Consider the following 16,558-nt stretch of genomic DNA (forward strand, 5'->3'; position numbering starts at 1 on the left):
TTTTGACTTTAAATTTCAATTTGTATCTTTGCACCGCGATTATGGAGAACGGGAGTTTGAGAAGTTGGAAACTTTGTAATTGCAAGACTCGGGGTGTAGCGTAGCCCGGTATCGCGCCACATTTGGGATGTGGAGGTCGTAGGTTCGAATCCTGCCACCCCGACGAAAAGAGATGAGTAATGTTGGATGTAAAGACATTCTCCATTACTCATTTTTGTTTCGATGGTCTCATAGCTCAGCTGGATAGAGCAACTGCCTTCTAAGCAGTAGGTCTTTGGTTCGAATCCAAATGGGATCACTTTTCACCGGGATAACCCCTAGATAACTTCGGTTTCTAGGGGTTTTTTCTTGCCCTGCGCTCAGGAAACGCGGTTTTGCAGTATTGCCAACCGTAAACAGATCCGGTTCACCCACCCTCAAAAGTCCCTCTTTTTCGGCCCCTTTTTTTTATCGCTATCTTCGGGCCGTCAAAACCAGGTACCATTTCTTCTGGTTAGGGATCTCTTAAACCTTTCAGGCTTTTAAGCTTTACCTGCCATGACACTCCTATGAATTCTATTCAAAAAGAAGTAGCCAAAGCATGGATCTTGTTCTCCTGCACTTTGGTAGTGGGTGAACATCACCACCATTTAGCAAATCCTGAAAATTTCCACCTTCCCATCACGGCGGTCCCAGGGCTTTATCACCTACAGGAAACTATTTTCTAACAAAGAAAGTGGACCATCAACCTTTCTTTACAAGACTTAGACCTTGATAAGGCTTAGACCAAGAATAGGCAACAACTTGCTACCTGCCCGAAGAAACTTTTTGGTACCGGAAAAAAGAATCAGAAAATCATTGAAAAGGGGATACTCTTTATTAGAAGCTTTTAAGGGATACTTCTACGCCTGCGGAGCTTTAAGCCACTCAATGGCCTCGGGCTTGTGGAAGAAGGTCTGGACTTGGTAAGGAAGAACGGCTGCTTCCTTTATGTGGGAAATGTTCTCTTGGGCCACCCGCTCCTGCGCAGGGTCATGGAGCTGGAGGCGCGCCAATCTCTGGAGCCGGGTCTTCGCCAGTTCACCGGCTAGGAGCATGGACATAGCCCGGTTGTCTGCTTCATTTACGGCTACTCTCGTGTGAGTGGTATCCAGCAGCAACCGCTTGATGTCGTAGTCGTTGATCGTTTCCACCATGACCAGCAGGCTCTCCCGCACAATAGGTAATAACGGAGCAGATAAGTCAGGGTATTCCACCGTCAGGATATCCGAAGCTGGGCTGTACTCCATCTTGATGGGGCTGTTGGGCAGCAGGTTCATGCCAGTGGTTTAGGTATGGGTTTATTGGTTCAGCGTCTGAACGGAAACCTTCCTAGAGAAGGAGGTTACTCGTTCTGGCCGCGATTTAACAAACTTATCTTTCGAAATCAACTAAAATTTGCACCCTTTCCGCCATAGAATCAGTGAGGCGGGTAACGGTCACCTTTTCGGCCTCTCCGTAATATTTGGCAATGCCTCTTACAATTCCTACCGCCACGCCCGCCATCCGGCGTTTGGAATGGTAGTCAATGATCAGCCTGTTTTCCCCTTGTTTGGTGACCAGCAGCTTTGGTGGGGTGGTTCTGCCGTCTTCCTTCTTCACCGCGCCATGCATGGCTTCTTCTGTGTTCAGCAGCATCTCATAGGTGCGCCACTCAGCTTTGATGTACTTCTTGTAAACGAGCAGCAAATCAGGAACCAGGAACTCCCCATACCGCTCCATAAGATCATACGCGGGAATACCTGTGTCTTCAGAGGCTTGGTGTACAATAGCGAAAAGCTCATCTGTAGGGTACATCTCCTGCATCTGATACGTATGGTTTACACCCACTTTCTCCAACAACCGCCTCCACGTGCTGTAATCATAAGTGCTCTCTACGTACCGCTTCAACAGCACGAAAATGGAGCCGTGCATTTTGTCCTCTGTTCTCTGGTTTGATGTCATGAATTAAATATTGAAAGTCCACCTGTAACAGGTGCCTACCCGGGATAACTTGGATGATTTATACTGTTGATGGAACCGGCCAGTTGCCTTCTTTTAGCCAATCCATAGCGGCCCCCCTGTCATTGAAGGTGCGCAGTTGAAAGGGAAGCTTCTGGGTGGCCTGAATATGTTCAATGTTTTGTTCGGCCCGCACCTCCACTTCCTGGCTGTGAGATTGGAGACGGGCTACTTTCTGGAGGCGGGTCAAGGAAAACCCACTGGCAAGGGAGGTGGAAATGTACCTGCTTTCCTCATCAGGCACGGAAATCACTGTTTTGGTGGAGTCAAGGAGAAGTTTTTTGATATCATAGTTTTTGATCACCTCCACGATCTGGGTGATGGTGTGCTTTATCTCGGGGAGCAGGTAGCCGTGTAAGTCAGGATAGGCCACTACCACCACATCAGTAGCGGGATCGTAATCCATTTTCACGAGGCTGTTCTCAAAAAGAACCATGTCTGAAGGAGTTAATTAATTAAATTCTAATCTCAACAAATCTAAAGGGTATCTCAAAGCCTGATTTTATACCGCCCTCAGCCATTCCTCAGCGGCCCCTTTTCCCTGAAAGGTAGCAACCATTACCCCTTTTACCCCAAAACTGATAGCCTTATCTGCTGAAAGTTTAGCGTAGATGTCTGGGGAGTAGATATGGGCCAGGAACCTGCAGCCTGCCTTCGCCATTCTGGGTAGCCAGTCCAGGGCTACCCACTCAGCGGCATCTGACCACATGCCCGTCACTTTGGTGTTATCATTCAGCAATTTAAAACACCGGTGGGCCGTCAGGAACTTGAGGATTTTCTCACAGCCTTCCCTCACAGTCACCTCAGTCTGCTCGCCCAGCCATTCAGCCTGGATGGAGTCATTCACCAAATCATATCGAATGAGGAGGTAAGGTTCGTTGGCTAATAACTTTTCGTTCATGCCACTCCCTTTTCAATATCAGACATGATAATGGTGGCCAGGTGCTCCAATACCTTTTGCTCCGACTCCGGAAAAACCCTGGGCTCTTTGTCCACAATGCAAAGGGCGCCAATGTTGTACCCGTCGCTGGTTCTCAGTGGGGCGGCTGCGTAGAAGCGCAAGCCAAAATCGCCGGTCACCATAGGGTTGGCCAAAAGGCAGGGCTCCTCCAGGGAGTTCTCAAAAACGGTTACCTCATTCTTAAGAATAGCCAGGGAGCAGAGGCTTGTTCCTCTTGGCACTGGACCAGCTCCTGTAAGGCCTTCGCTGGCCTTGGTATAAACGTAGCCACTGTCCACGAGATTGACCAGGGCAATGGGCACGTTGAACATCCGGGCGGCCATGGCCGCGATATGCTTGAATTCCCCTTCTTCCTGATGGGTAGGGAGAAGGTTCAGGCTATGAAGTTTCTGTAGGCGTTCTTCCTCGTTTTCTGGGATGATCGGGATCCCGAAGGTATTGTCCATTTTGAATCTATATAGGAGGGCTTTTCCTCTGGTGAGGAACTGCTATAATTTTTTAACTTATCTCCCCACGCGGGAAAGGTAAATAGGGGTGGCAAAGGTAGTAGATAATTATTGGCGCTACCTACAAAGGTAGGTGATTAGAATACTAATATTGTCCAAGATTAGATAGGTTCTTTATCACAAGTGGTACCTAAAAAAGAAGGAAACCTGCCTTTAGTAAAAAAACGATTCTTTATAATCCAGGTCAGAAGTAGGATCAGTTGGTATCACCCGTATTTGCCTTCTTTTCTATAAAAGAAAGGCCTTCCTTCCGTAAGTTTGTCTGTGGCTTCTTTGGCAAAAGGAAGTCTGAAACGAACGGATATCCCATGAAAATAAAGTACTCATTTCTCCTCCTTTGCTTTTTGACGTGTTTTCTGATTTTGAGGCCTGAAACGGGAATCGCCCAAAAAAAGAAGGTCCAAAGTCCCAGCTGGGTGTATATAGATCAGAAAGGCATCCTGCGCGGGAACCAGGATAACCGCGAAGCCGCCTTTTTTGGGGTAAACTACACGGTGCCCTTCGCCTATGGCTACCGATCTGTGAAGGCCAGGAACGTAGACCCGCAGAAGGCCATTGACCAGGACGTCTACCATTTCGCCCGCCTGGGCCTGAATGCGTTCCGGGTGCACGTCTGGGATACTGAGATTTCTGATTCCCTGGGCAATCTGCTGGAAAATGAGCACCTGCGCCTGTTTGATTACCTGGTCTTCAAACTGAAGGAGCGCAACATCAGGATCATGCTCACGCCCATCGCTTTCTGGGGCAACGGGTACCCCGAGAAGGACGAGGAAACGCCCGGGTTCTCGCGCCTGTACGGCAAGCAGAAGGCCCTGGTGAACGAACATGCTTTCAAAGCGCAGGAGAACTTCCTCAAGCAACTGCTGCACCACGTGAACCCGTACACCAAACTCACCTACGGCAATGACCCCAACATCATAGGGGCCGAGGTCAACAATGAGCCGCAGCATTCCGGGCCCAAAGCCCGCACCACCGAGTATGTGAACCGCATGGCGGCCGCCATCCGCGCCACCGGCTGGACCAAGCCTGTGTTCTACAACATCAGTGAGTCTCCCCGCTACGCCGATGCTGTGGCCAAGGCCAACGTGGACGGCTTCAGCTTCCAGTGGTACCCCACCGGGTTGGTAGCCAACCGAACCCTTCCGGGCAATTACCTTCCCCACGTAGATCGGTACCACATCCCGTTTGACACCATCCCAGAATTCAAGAACAAGGCCTTGATGGTCTATGAATTTGATGCCGGTGATGTGATGGGGTCGTACATGTACCCCGCCATGGCTAAGAGTTTCCGGGCGGCCGGTTTCCAGTGGGCCACGCAGTTTGCCTATGACCCCATGGCCACGGCCTACGCCAACACCGAATACCAGACCCATTACCTCAACCTGGCCTACACGCCTTCCAAAGCCATCAGCTTGCTCATTGCCGGGGAGGTTTTCCGGAGGGTGCCCCTTCGCAAAAGCTTCGGCACGTACCCCAAAGACAGCGTTTTCCAGGAATTCCGGGTTAGCTATAAGCAAGCATTGAGCGAGATGAACACAGACCGGGCTTTCTATTACACCAATACCACCCGCACCAAGCCCGTCAACGCCGCCAAACTGGCCAAGGTAGCCGGGGTAGGCAGTTCACCGGTGGTGGAATACGGTGGCTCAGGGGCCTATTTCCTGGACCGGCTGGAGAAAGGGGTGTGGCGCCTGGAGGTGATGCCCGATGCCGTGCCTATTAGAGACCCCTTCGCCAAGGCCTCGCCTAACAAAGAAGTCACCCGTATCCAGTGGCAGACCCAGGCCATGCGCTTGAGCCTTCCGGAATTAGGGGAAGCGTTCTCTGTTTCAGGGTTAAATGAAGGAAACCAATACCAAACCACCGCCCAGGGCGGAAGCTTCAAAATACAACCCGGCACCTACCTGCTCACCAGAAAGGGCAGGGGGAACTGGGAAGGAGACCGGCCTTTCGGTAACCTGCGGGTAAAAGAATTCGTGGCTCCGCAACCGGAAAGCAATCAACTCATGATAGCGCATGAACCCTTGATAGAGGTGACCGCGGGGCAACCCTTTATTTTGCGGGCGCAGGTGGTAAGTGTTTCTCCAGAGGCCAAGGTTTCTGTGCACCTGAACAACCAGGCAGCCGTCTATAAATCCATTGCCCTGGAAAAAGTAGGCCCCCACCAATACCAAGCCCTGGTTCCGGCGGAACTCACCAGTCCGGGCCTGATCACCTACCGGATCATGGTGCAGGACGGTGCCCGGCAAATCACTTTTCCGGGAGGGTACGAAGGCGATCCCTGGGCCTGGGACTATTACCACCAGGACACCTACCAAACCTTGGTGGCCCACCCAAAAGGCGCCTTGTCTTTGTTCAACGCCACCACTGATCGCTCTCTCCATGTGTTCCCCAACCTGTGGCGCGGGGATGAACGGGAACTAACCGCGGCCGAGAAACCAGGTCAACTGGTTTTGAAACTAACGGCTAAAGAGTTACCGGTAGAAAAGACCATGGGCTTTCAACACTTCATAGGGGATAAGTTGCAAGGCAGGGAATCTGAGTTGGCGGCCTTTACCAAATTGGTGATCAGAGTTAGGAGCGGCCAACCGGCCCCCTTGCCCCTCAAAGTTACCCTCATTGGGCAAAGCGCGGCAGCCTTCTCCGCCCAGGTCACCGCAGGCCCGGAGATCCAGGAACTGGAAATACCGCTGACTTCCCTGGCCCCTGATTCGTTTATGCTGCTGCCCAGGCCGTACCCTGGCTTTCACCCGTTTTGGTTTAAGGCTTCTGCTTCTGAAAAGTTCCAGTTGCAGCAGATGGAGAAACTTCAGGTTTCTTTGGGGCAACCTCTCACCGGAGCCTCTGCTAATCCTCCTTATTCCTTTGAAATAGAGGCGGTCTGGCTGGAGAAGGAGTAAAGTTTGACCGTTCAAAAACGTTTCTGGCCTGTTTCTCTAAAAACAGGGTTTAAATGGTTTTAGGGGACGTTTCTAATCATGTTCGCTGCTAACTGGTTAAGAAGCTGGAATGGCTATATTTGCTTCTGAAGGAGGCGGCCCTTCCTTAAGAAGAGGCGCAAAAACCGTCAAGAAGAAAATCGCTATTTCGACAAAAATACGCTGGAAACGCTTCTTCACCAGCAGTGAGAAAATAGTAGGGTAAGCTTCGGTTTTCTGCTTCTTTTTTAAAAATTGCCCTTAAAACTCCCTATACATGAGAAAACCCTTTTCCGCCTTAGCACTTGGTCTTTCCGCCGTGTTGGGCTTAGTAACTCTTCCTTCGGCCTTGGCCCAGAAGGCGCCTACCTTTACCCGCCAGGATACCCTTAGAGGTTCCATTACGCCGGAGCGGGCGTGGTGGGATCTGGTGCAATATGACCTGCGCCTCAAGGTGAACCCGCAAGACAGTACCATGAACGGCGTGAACCTGGTGCGCTATAAAGTCCTGAAGCCGCACCAAACCATGCAGATTGACTTGCAGCCCCCCATGCGCATTGAGCGGGTACGGCAGAACGGTCAGGACCTGGCGGTGAAACAGGACGGCAACGCCTGGTTTATCCAGTTACAGGCCAAGCAAACGCCGGGCACGCTGCAGACCGTAGAGGTGATCTACGGTGGCAAACCCCAGGTGAGCACCAATCCGCCCTGGAGCGGGGGCGTGACCTGGAAGAAAGACAGCAACGGACTTCCGTTTGTGGCCACTTCTTGCCAGGGAGACGGCGCCAGCCTCTGGTGGCCCTGCAAAGACCACATGTATGATGAACCGGACAGCATGATGATCAGGGTCACGGTGCCGCAGAACCTGGTAGATGTCTCCAACGGCCGGTTGCGGCAGGTTGAGCAGCACGAAGATGGTACCAAAACCTATCATTGGGCGGTGACCAACCCCATCAACAACTATGGCGTGAATGTGAACTTGGGTGATTACGTGCATTTCTCAGAAACCTACGCCGGCGAGAAAGGAAACCTGGACTGCTCGTATTATGTGCTGCGCGAAAACCTGGATAAGGCGAAAGAGCAGTTCAAGCAGGTACCCCAGATGTTGAAAGCCTTTGAGCATTGGTTTGGGCCCTACCCCTTCTATGAAGACGGGTTCAAGCTGGTAGAGGTGCCTTACCTGGGCATGGAACACCAAAGTTCGGTGACCTACGGCAACAAGTACCAGAACGGCTACCTGGGCCGTGATCTCAGCGGCACGGGCTGGGGCTTGAAGTTCGATTTCATCATCATCCATGAAAGCGGCCACGAGTGGTTCGCCAACAACATCACCTACAAAGATGCCGCGGACATGTGGATCCATGAAAGCTTTACCAACTATTCTGAGAACCTTTTTGTGGAATATTACCACGGCAAGAAGGCGGGGAGTGAGTACGTGATCGGTACCCGCCGGGGAATCAGGAGTGACCGGCCCATCATTGGCACTTACAACGTGAACCACAGCGGCTCGGGTGATATGTATTCCAAGGGCGGCAATATGCTGCACACCCTGCGGCAGGTGGTGAACGATGACGAGAAATGGCGGAAAATCCTGCGGGGCCTCAACAAGGAATTCTACCACCAAACCGTGACCACTGCCCAGATAGAGAAGTACATCAGCCAGAAAACCGGCCGTGATTTGACCTCCTTCTTCAACCAGTACCTGCGCGATGTGCGCATTCCGGTGCTGGAATACAAAGTGGATGGCAATACCCTGGCCTACCGCTGGGGCAACAGCGTGAAAGGGTTCAACCTTCCTGTGAAAGTAATGGTGGCGGGCAAGGAGCAATGGCTGCAACCGGTAGCCGGTACCTGGAAAAAAACGAAACTGCCCGCGGGAGCTGAAGACCTTCAGGTAGACCCTAATTTCTACGTGACCCAGCAGCGGGTACCATAAATAGCCTATCTTATAATAAAGACAGAACTGCCTTGGCTTGCCAACCCGGTAAAGCCTAGGCAGTTCTGTTTTCAGCTCCTTTTTGTAAAATCTGCTTTGAAACGCTGGAAGTGATGAGGTGTAACTTATGGAAGAGCAGAGAGAAATAAGGAAGCAGGAGGGCCAGAAGGAAAAACCGAGGGCGTTGATGTGCGTACCTTAAAAAAAGCCTCATAACGCCTTGGGCTCCAAAACCGAACATTTTTATGGACATGCATTTCCTTCGCCTCGGGCAGGGCAAACCGCTGTTGCTGCTACATGGTATTGGCGGGAGCTCCCGTTCCTGGCAGTTGATGGTTTCGGGGTTGGTAGAAGCCGGCCGCGAAGTCATTGTGGTGGATTTGCCGGGACATGGCGCCACGCCTCCTTTGCCAGGCGAAGTATCCATCAGAACCCTGGCAGACGCCGTCACCGATTTCCTGGAACAGCAGCAGCTTTTGGGCATAGACGCCGTGGGAAGTTCCATGGGGGCCCGTTTGGTGCTGGAACTGGCCCGGCGCGGAGGGGTGTTGGGCGCGGTGGTAGCCTTAGACCCCGGCGGGTTCTGGCAAGGGTGGGAGAAGCCTTTCTTCTATTATTCAGTGGCGGCCTCCAAGCGCCTGGTGCAGCAACTGCAACCAATCATGCCCGCGCTGGCCGGGAGTCCCATAGGCCGGACTTTGCTGTTGCCGCAGTTTTCGGCCCGCCCCTGGAAATTACCGGCAGAACTGGTGTTGGAAGAAATGCGAACATTGGCTTCCTCGCCGTCCTTTGACGAGCTGTTGTATCATCTGGCGTATGGCGAAACCCAGAAAGGTGCCCCGCGCGGAACCATCTCCGCTCCATTGGTCATTGGCTGGGGACGGCAAGACCGGGTATGTTTCCCGGCACAGGCCTCCCGGGCGCTCTCGCTTTTCCCCGATGCCTGCCTGCACTGGTTTGCGCGCTGTGGCCATTTCCCCCAATGGGATTCTCCTGAAGAAGCCATCCAATTGGTCTTAACGGTCACCAGCGGCATCAACTATGAACCATTGCTTTCCGCTGAAATGGCCAGGGAAAGAAAACCGGGCACAAGTTGGGCGGCCATTTTAGGGTTGGGATTGGCCGTAGGGGTAGGAGGATACCTGCTCAGCCGCCGTTCAGCTGGTTGACCCCTTTTTTTTCTTGGATTTATAGCCACACAAAAAAGCCTTCGCAGGGGCATGGGGAAGAACCCAATTTCCTGCGAAGGCTTTTATACTCGTTTTAAAAAAACGGACTGTTTACTTAATTTTTTTACTCCCCTGAAGGTTTATTCCACTCCGCCTTTACGGGTTGGTTTCCCTTGGGCAGGCCAGGTGCCGGGCTGACCGGTTCTCTGGTTTACCGGTACCACACTCTTCTCTCTGGAAGAAGTAGTAGGGTCTTCGCTGGCCATGTAGGCCAAGATGGCGGTGAGAATGGCATTGCTGCGCACATCGTCAAACACGATCTTGTCATAGGTGTCGCGGTTGGTATGCCAGGTGTAATTGCCGTACGACCAGCTCAACGAAGAAAGCGAGAAGGCAGGCGCGCCGGCCGCTATAAAGGAGGCATGGTCAGAACCACCGCCGCTAGGGGAACCCGGGAAGCTGGTTTGGATCTGTGATTTGATCTCGTTCGGAACAGGGGCCAGCCAACGGTTCAGGTACTCATAGGAATGCAGGAACCCTGATCCAGATAGGTTTACTACCCGGCCGGTACCGTTGTCCTGGTTGAAAACCGCCTGGGTCTTGGCCACTATTTCAGGGTGGTCTTCCACAAACGCGCGGGAACCGTTTAGGCCTTGCTCTTCGCTACCCCAATGGCCCACCAAAATGGTTCTCTTTGGATTTGGGTACAATTTTTTCAGGATGCGCATGGCCTCCATCATCACAATGGTGCCGGTGCCGTTGTCGGTGGCGCCGGTGCCGCCGTCCCAGGAGTCAAAATGCGCTGATAAAATCACGTACTCATCTGGTTTCTGGGTGCCTTTGATCTCTGCGATGGTATTGAAGGCCGGTACCATGCCTTTTTCCTTCGACTCGGCTACCACGTTGATTCTAGGCTTCTGGCCCGAGGCGGTGAGGCGGTACAGCATGCCGTAGTCTTCCAGGGCCAGGTCTACGGTAGGTATTTTCTTGGTGTAAGCACTGAAGATCTTGTTCACGCCAAAACCAGCCGACCAGTTTGACATCACCACACCCGCGGCGCCGGCTTTCTCTAAGGCAACCGGTAAGGTGCGGGCGGTATAGCCCATTTTGGACATCTTGGTGCGCCAGGCCTCGGTGAGGGCATTGCGCTCGTTCTTCATCTTCTCAAATGATTCTTTGGTGGCCCATTCCTGCCAGTTGTAATCTGGGCGGCCGGTGGGTTGTGGCATGGAAATCAGAACGAATTTGCCTTTCACGCTAGGCAGCCATTTCTGGAAGGAAAGGGAGTCGGTGACTTCCGGCAGCAGAATGGTCTCGGCGGTCACGCCTTTTCCTTTGGTGCTGGGGCTCCAGGCCAGTTGCATGCCTTCCAGTGATTTCACGCGGGGGTGCACCATGTCAATGTGCGAGATGCCCCGTTGCCAGCCGCGCCATTCGCCCCACTTCTCCATTCGGGCCGAAATGCCCCAGCCTTTGTACTTGGCCACGGCCCAGTCATTGGCGTGCAGCATCTGGGGAGTGCCCACCAGACGCGGACCAACTACGTCCATGAGTTCATGAGCCAAGGTTTCCAGCTGTGAGTTCTGGGTGGCTTCCTGCACAATACTTTCCACCATGGGGTTCTTGGTCTGCGCCATTCCAAGTTGGGCAGAGAAGACCAGGGAAAGAAACAATAGTCTGGAGGTACTTTTCTTAACGTACCTCCCCGGGAGGGTAATTTGTTTTATCATGACCTAAATTTAGGAAGGCAAATAAATATTGCCCCACAAAAGTCAGATAATTACCGGAAAATATGTTTTAGGGCTCCTTTTCCAGAAGAAGCCTCTTTTCAGGAAGTTAAACTTTGGCGTTCCTGCTGCGCACCCTTTATAAATACAAACTTTAATGATTGCTATGCTCTCTACTGAGAAAACGCAGGAAAGAAAATGCGCTCCACTAATTCCTTTCCACCCAGGTTCTTTGTTTCGGGGCTATTTCTACTATAATGACCCTGAAACAAATAGGTTGGTTTCCTGCTACCGCCGCAACCCTTTTTCAGGTTCAGCAAGCGGGTTTTTAAGGTTTGCTTCTCTCCGGAATTACAAACCTTTGCCCAAGGTGTGGGGACCAGTGGGAAACTTTAAATAAGGCAGGGGGAAAGCCTGATCGTTCCTGTATCATTCACTATTTTAAGGCTGATTCCTTTAAAACACATCCAAAACAAGCAGTTACTCCAGGACGAAATCCTCCGCTCGGGGCAGGCTCATGAATTTTTGGGACAGTTCTTCGGGCAGGGTTCCCAGCTTCCGCTTCTGCAGATCCATCCAGGCGCCTTCTACCACAATAATGGCCGCTTTCACGCCGTCTCCGCGGTACAGTTCATGCCTGATGGACCACCGCGATCCGTCTTCCCGGGCTTTAGTGAGCACTGATTCAATTTTGATGCTGTCGTTAAGCCCCACTTCGCGCAGGTACTGGAGTTCCTCACGAAACAGGATGGGGCCCAGTTTCAGGTGTTGGAACGCTTTGAAGTCAAGGCCCAGGCTGTCTAACATGGAGATACGGGCCTGGGCGGCAAAATCGGCGTACGCCGAGTGGCGTAAATGCATGTTGGCGTCTACCTGGGCCCAGATCACGTGCCCTTCATATACAATGCTCATAATTTAAATCAGCTGGTGGTGGAACCGGTGCCTCTTTGGGTTTCCGGCGGTTTTTCTTCCAATAACTTATAAGGCATACGAAGCTTTTGGTTTTGCATGGCAGAAAAAAGGCGAAGAAGTGGGAATGGAACGAGGATAGGTTGCAGAGGGTAGAAGGTTGGGCCCTGTAGGTGAGGTTGTAGGCGGCTTTGCTCCACTTGAATGACGGAAAATAATAAGCATGCATCCTTTAGTTTGCAAAGAGTAGGGTTGGAAGAAGCGGATAGGGGTTTTGGGTTGAGTTTGAAGCGCTTAGGAAGAGGGTGCGGCAGGAGCCGAAATCCGGAAATGAAAAAATCTAAATAATTGACTGTTTATATATCCCTTTTAGCCTAATTTGAGTAAAATAGCTCTAAAATGACCCTCCCATGCAACAAATGTCTTCTGCTTCTCCGCATCTTCTGGAAATAGCCTGGGAAGCGTGCAACCAAGTAGGTGGTATCTACACGGTGATCCGCTCCAAAGTACCGGCCATGATTGAATACTGGGGCGACCAGTACTGCCTCATCGGGCCTTATTTCCCGCAACATGCGGCCAACGAGTTTGAGCCCACAGATGATTATTCAGATGTGTATGGGCAGGCCGTGCTGGAGCTGCGGGCGCAGGGGGTGGAATGCTATTATGGAACCTGGCTGGTGACCGGGCGGCCGCGCATTGTGCTCATTAACCCGTACAGCGCGTTTGGTCAGTTGGGAGAGATCAAATATTTCCTGTGGGAAAACCACCAGATTCCCACCTCCAATGAAGACCTGTTGCACCAGGTGCTGGCCTTTGGGCACCAGGTAAAGCAGTTCATCACCATCCTGGCCGAAAAAACCCAGGTGGTGGCTCATTTCCACGAATGGATGGTGGGTTCGCCCATTCCTGACCTTCGCCGCGAGCAGGTGCCGGTAAAGATCGTGTTCACCACTCATGCCACCTTGCTGGGGCGGTACCTGGCCATGAATGACCCTAACTTCTATGACCAGCTCACCTCTGTTGACTGGCAGCGGGAGGCCCGGCATTTCAATATTGAACCCGCGGTTTCCATTGAGCGGGCCGCCGCCCATGGGTCGCACGTTTTTACTACGGTGAGCGAGGTAACGGTGCGGGAATGTATCTACCTCCTGGACCGCATCCCGGACACGGTGTTGCCCAACGGGTTGAACATACGCCGGTTCATTGCCATGCACGAGTTCCAGAACCTGCACCTTACCTATAAGAAGAAGATCCACAAGTTTGTGATGGGGCATTTCTTCCAGAGCTTCCCCTTTGACCTGGAGAAAACCATTTACCTGTTCACCTCGGGCCGCTTTGAGTACCGCAACAAAGGCTTTGACCTTACCCTGGAAGCCCTGGCCCGCCTGAACCACCGCATGAAGGTGTCTAAGAGCGACATGACGGTGGTGATGTTCTTTGTCACCAAGCAGCCGTTCACCACCATTAACCCGCACGTATTGCATTCCAAGGCCCTCATGGAAGAGATTCAGGATACGTGTGATGCCATTCAGGAGCAGATTGGGGAGCGCCTGTTCTATGACGCGGCCACCAGCTCTGACCACCGCCTGCCGGAGCTGAACAAGTACGTGGATGACTACTGGAAACTGAGGTACCGCCGCACCATCCAGTCCTGGAAGACGCACCTGTTGCCACCGGTAGTGACCCACAACCTGGTAAACGACCAGACCGATGAGATCCTCCATTTCCTGCGGACCTCCAACCTGGTGAACAATTCTGATGACCGCGTGAAGGTGGTGTACCACCCTGACTTTATCTCACCCACCAACCCGCTCTTCGGGATGGAGTACGGGCAATTTGTGCGGGGCTGTCACTTAGGGGTTTTCCCCAGTTACTATGAACCGTGGGGTTACACGCCGCTGGAGTGCGTGGCCAGCGGCATACCGGCCGTCACCAGTGACTTGTCGGGCTTTGGTGACTACGTGAAGAAGAACATCAAAAAACACACCGACAAAGGCATTTACGTGATTGACCGCCACGAGAAAAGCTTTGACGAATCTGCCGAACAACTCACGCAACATCTGTTTGACTACGTAGAACTGAGCCGCCGCGAGCGCATTACGCAACGGAATAAAGTGGAAGGTCTCTCTGAGATGTTTGACTGGAAGAAGTTGCTGGTACATTATGAACGCGCCTACCAATTAGCCCTCAGTACCAACCAGGAGTAGGAGTATCGTTATTTAGATAGAATTATTCTTGGCAAAATCCGGGTTTGGTTTAGGCGGCGTTAACAGAAAAACGCCGCCTAAACCAAACCCGAATTTTAAGTCTATCCATAAATTATCTCCTTACCCAGTGGGCGTAACTTTAAGCGCTATCTTTGCTAGAACCCTATTCTGGTCCAATGAACTTGGAAATCTTGAGGAAGAGGCAGCACCTATCTCCTGGGGTTTTGCCTTGTGTCTTCACCCGCATGTCAAAAAAGAGATTGGTAGATTTAGTTGAAATTCCGAAGAAGGAGCTACCTGGTTTTGTTAATCCATCGGATCTTAAAGCTCCTCCTGACACTTTGACCTTTCAGAGTGGAACCCTTTGCGTCCATCAGAGGGTTTAGTAGTGCCAGGACAAATTCGCGTCCTTTCCTCTGGAACCCTTCAAGAACCTGGGATTTCGTTGGCAGAAGCCTTTTTCTGAGATTTGCCCTTCAGTAGCCGTGGATGGATGGCTAAACCTTAGATTGCTTCCACCTGCCGAGAAGGCTATCTCTGAGGAACTCTTACGTCTTCCCTGCAGATAGTATCCTTGAAAAGAGGCACCCGCATGGTACTATCCCTTTCACCATAGAAGAGGGAGAAATCAAAATTTGGTGCAATTTCTTGCGTATTTGTTCGTAAAAATGGCCGCAGAATTACGGAATGCTTTTAAGAATTCTGTTTTTGTGAATAATTTAATAAAAAAATTAAGGGGTAGGCTTGATGTAGCGTCTGCCTTACTTATCTTTACAAGACACCTCACTTTGCGCATCTTAGTGAATCCATCATATAATGAGAAAACTTAAAGTATTAATGCTTGGCTGGGAAGATCAGCCTATTTTAAATGGAGGAGTAGGCAAAGCCTGTTTTCACTTAGCCGAAGCCTTAGCCAAACAAGTAGAGCTTACCATGATTGTGCCCCAGGCAGATAATCTGGCCCTTGATCAGCATGCTGAGGTAGTGGGGTTAGACGGCCTTGACCTGGAAGAAATAAAGCAGGCTCCCGTAGCCAAAACCTTTGAACGATTTGCCACCACCCACCGGGTGCCGGCGGCCCTGTTTCCTTATGAAGACCCTGCTGCCCCTGGGGCCCAGGCTTATTCCCAAGAAGGGGAAGCGGAGGAAAAACTGGCTTCAGCAAATGGCCTGGGTGAGCCCCAGATTCCATCTTCACCAGCACCAGCACCAGCGTATGCTTTCCCCCAAGGACAGCCCCAGATCACCTATACCAGTAGCACCAAAGGAACCCTTAATTTTGAGGTGATCCAATTTGCCCGTTACGCGGCCAGACTGGCCTCGCATAAAGAGTTTGACGCAGTATATGCCCATGACTGGATGACCTTTTTGGCCGGCATGGAAATCAAAAACCAACGCAAGGTGCCTTTGATTGTGCACGTGCATAGCCTTTCCTTTGACCGCCAGGTAGGCGAGCCCTTGGGTTGGGTGTATGAATTGGAAACCAAAGCCATGCATGAGGCGGACCTGATTTTGACGGTAAGCGACCGAACCGCCCGCATGATCACCAAGCGCTACGGCATATCCGCCAAAAAAGTACAGGTGGTCTATAATGGGGCCGTGAAAACCGAGCTTTCGCCGGTGAAGTCGCCTAAGAGAAAACAGGTTACTTTCTTGGGACGTTTGGTGGCCCAGAAAGGCCCCTTACAATTTTTGCGAGTAGCCAAATTGGTGTTGAACAAAGACCCGGAGGTGACTTTTGTGGTAGCCGGGCATGGTCCTCAACTAGACGAAGCCAAGCAGATGGTGAAGCGCCTGGGCATAGAAGCGGCGGTGACCTTCACCGGTTTCCTTCCGCCGGTCAAGGCGGAGGCCCTGCTCAAGAATTCCAGCGTCTTCTGCTTGCCCGCCTTGTCTGAGCCTTTTGGGTTAGCAGCTTTAGAAGCCACCCAAGCCGGACTCCCGGTAGTGATCACCTACCAGACCGGCGCGGCCGAAGTATTACCGGAAGCCAGCATAGCAGATTGCAATGACACCGAAGGCCTGGCTCAGCACATCCTGCAGTTGCTGGAAGATGAGGAGCTGCGCAAAAATCAGGTGGAAGCCAATCAGAAAGCAGTGCAGAAACTCACGTGGGGTACCACGGCTGACCAGGTAATGGAAAGCCTGCACAGCGTTCTGCTTCTGCAGGAATAGAGCCGAAACCCCTTTCCAATACAACAAAAGC

The 16,558-nt window shown here is 51.9% G+C and carries 12 protein-coding genes and 2 tRNA genes; 7 read left to right on the forward strand and 7 right to left on the reverse strand.

What is annotated here, in order from left to right; all coding sequences use genetic code 11:
* Positions 1-89 precede the first annotated feature (89 nt).
* Together FOE74_RS16295 and FOE74_RS16300 are read left to right on the forward strand one after the other, a co-directional pair.
* Positions 90-163, forward strand: a tRNA-Pro gene (locus FOE74_RS16295).
* A gap of 61 nt (positions 164-224) precedes the next feature.
* Positions 225-298 (forward strand) — tRNA-Arg (locus FOE74_RS16300).
* Positions 299-881: 583 nt separating this feature from the next.
* On the opposite strand, the gene FOE74_RS16305 is transcribed toward FOE74_RS16300, so the two are convergent.
* The 5 genes from FOE74_RS16305 to FOE74_RS16325 form a co-directional block, all read right to left on the reverse strand.
* Positions 882-1,298 carry a hypothetical protein gene (locus FOE74_RS16305; protein WP_149099704.1) on the reverse strand — a complete coding sequence of 139 codons (417 nt, stop codon included), beginning with the start codon at positions 1,296-1,298 and terminating at the stop codon, positions 882-884.
* A 94-nt stretch (positions 1,299-1,392) separates the two neighbouring features.
* Positions 1,393-1,962: a heme NO-binding domain-containing protein gene (locus tag FOE74_RS16310; protein ID WP_149099705.1), complete on the reverse strand. Its 570-nt coding sequence runs from the start codon at positions 1,960-1,962 to the stop codon at positions 1,393-1,395.
* Positions 1,963-2,020: 58 nt separating this feature from the next.
* The gene (locus FOE74_RS16315) at positions 2,021-2,425 is read right to left on the reverse strand and encodes a hypothetical protein (RefSeq protein WP_149099706.1); all 405 of its coding nucleotides are present in this window, start codon (positions 2,423-2,425) and stop codon (positions 2,021-2,023) included.
* Between the two features lie 96 nt (positions 2,426-2,521).
* A complete protein-coding gene (locus FOE74_RS16320; RefSeq protein WP_149099707.1) occupies positions 2,522-2,920 on the reverse strand; it encodes a hypothetical protein in 399 nt (132 codons plus the stop codon).
* A complete protein-coding gene (locus FOE74_RS16325) occupies positions 2,917-3,426 on the reverse strand; it encodes a GAF domain-containing protein (RefSeq protein WP_149099708.1) in 510 nt (169 codons plus the stop codon). The genes FOE74_RS16320 and FOE74_RS16325 overlap by 4 nt, the downstream gene beginning before the upstream one ends.
* A gap of 476 nt (positions 3,427-3,902) precedes the next feature.
* On the opposite strand from FOE74_RS16325, the gene FOE74_RS16330 reads away from it, so the two are divergent.
* From FOE74_RS16330 to FOE74_RS16340, 3 genes are all read left to right on the forward strand, one after another.
* Complete coding sequence (locus tag FOE74_RS16330; protein ID WP_225840857.1) at positions 3,903-6,386, forward strand: cellulase family glycosylhydrolase; 2,484 nt, start codon at positions 3,903-3,905, stop codon at positions 6,384-6,386.
* Between the two features lie 295 nt (positions 6,387-6,681).
* Positions 6,682-8,340 carry a M1 family metallopeptidase gene (locus tag FOE74_RS16335; RefSeq protein ID WP_149099710.1) on the forward strand — a complete coding sequence of 553 codons (1,659 nt, stop codon included), beginning with the start codon at positions 6,682-6,684 and terminating at the stop codon, positions 8,338-8,340.
* A gap of 245 nt (positions 8,341-8,585) precedes the next feature.
* On the forward strand, positions 8,586-9,509 hold the full coding sequence (locus FOE74_RS16340; RefSeq protein WP_149099711.1) for an alpha/beta fold hydrolase: 924 nt from the start codon (positions 8,586-8,588) through the stop codon (positions 9,507-9,509).
* A 140-nt stretch (positions 9,510-9,649) separates the two neighbouring features.
* Here FOE74_RS16340 and FOE74_RS16345 read toward each other — a convergent pair whose 3' ends face one another.
* A complete protein-coding gene (locus tag FOE74_RS16345; RefSeq protein WP_225840858.1) occupies positions 9,650-11,146 on the reverse strand; it encodes a M20/M25/M40 family metallo-hydrolase in 1,497 nt (498 codons plus the stop codon).
* 570 nt (positions 11,147-11,716) lie between these two features.
* Entirely contained in the window at positions 11,717-12,148 is a 432-nt protein-coding gene (locus FOE74_RS16350) for an acyl-CoA thioesterase (protein ID WP_149099713.1), read from the reverse strand.
* 407 nt (positions 12,149-12,555) lie between these two features.
* Between FOE74_RS16350 and FOE74_RS16355 the strand changes: the two genes are divergently transcribed.
* Positions 12,556-14,352 carry a glycosyltransferase gene (locus FOE74_RS16355; RefSeq protein WP_149099714.1) on the forward strand — a complete coding sequence of 599 codons (1,797 nt, stop codon included), beginning with the start codon at positions 12,556-12,558 and terminating at the stop codon, positions 14,350-14,352.
* An 816-nt stretch (positions 14,353-15,168) separates the two neighbouring features.
* On the forward strand, positions 15,169-16,527 hold the full coding sequence (locus tag FOE74_RS16360) for a glycosyltransferase family 4 protein (protein WP_149099715.1): 1,359 nt from the start codon (positions 15,169-15,171) through the stop codon (positions 16,525-16,527).
* The last annotated feature ends 31 nt before the right edge of the window (positions 16,528-16,558 follow it).

It is taken from the genome of Rufibacter glacialis (assembly GCF_008271745.1).
Classification (GTDB): domain Bacteria; phylum Bacteroidota; class Bacteroidia; order Cytophagales; family Hymenobacteraceae; genus Nibribacter; species Nibribacter glacialis.

Bases quoted from the DNA above. Each gene is read 5' to 3' on its own strand.
- FOE74_RS16350 (WP_149099713.1), bottom strand. From the start codon at position 12,148: ATGAGCATTGTATATGAAGGGCACGTGATCTGGGCCCAGGTAGACGCC.
- FOE74_RS16345 (WP_225840858.1), bottom strand. From the start codon at position 11,146: ATGGCGCAGACCAAGAACCCCATGGTGGAAAGTATTGTGCAGGAAGCC.
- FOE74_RS16360 (WP_149099715.1), top strand. From the start codon at position 15,169: ATGAGAAAACTTAAAGTATTAATGCTTGGCTGGGAAGATCAGCCTATT.
- FOE74_RS16310 (WP_149099705.1), bottom strand. From the start codon at position 1,962: ATGACATCAAACCAGAGAACAGAGGACAAAATGCACGGCTCCATTTTC.
- FOE74_RS16320 (WP_149099707.1), bottom strand. From the start codon at position 2,920: ATGAACGAAAAGTTATTAGCCAACGAACCTTACCTCCTCATTCGATAT.
- FOE74_RS16315 (WP_149099706.1), bottom strand. From the start codon at position 2,425: ATGGATTACGATCCCGCTACTGATGTGGTGGTAGTGGCCTATCCTGAC.
- FOE74_RS16335 (WP_149099710.1), top strand. From the start codon at position 6,682: ATGAGAAAACCCTTTTCCGCCTTAGCACTTGGTCTTTCCGCCGTGTTG.
- FOE74_RS16355 (WP_149099714.1), top strand. From the start codon at position 12,556: ATGCAACAAATGTCTTCTGCTTCTCCGCATCTTCTGGAAATAGCCTGG.
- FOE74_RS16340 (WP_149099711.1), top strand. From the start codon at position 8,586: ATGGACATGCATTTCCTTCGCCTCGGGCAGGGCAAACCGCTGTTGCTG.
- FOE74_RS16305 (WP_149099704.1), bottom strand. From the start codon at position 1,298: ATGAACCTGCTGCCCAACAGCCCCATCAAGATGGAGTACAGCCCAGCT.
- FOE74_RS16325 (WP_149099708.1), bottom strand. From the start codon at position 3,426: ATGGACAATACCTTCGGGATCCCGATCATCCCAGAAAACGAGGAAGAA.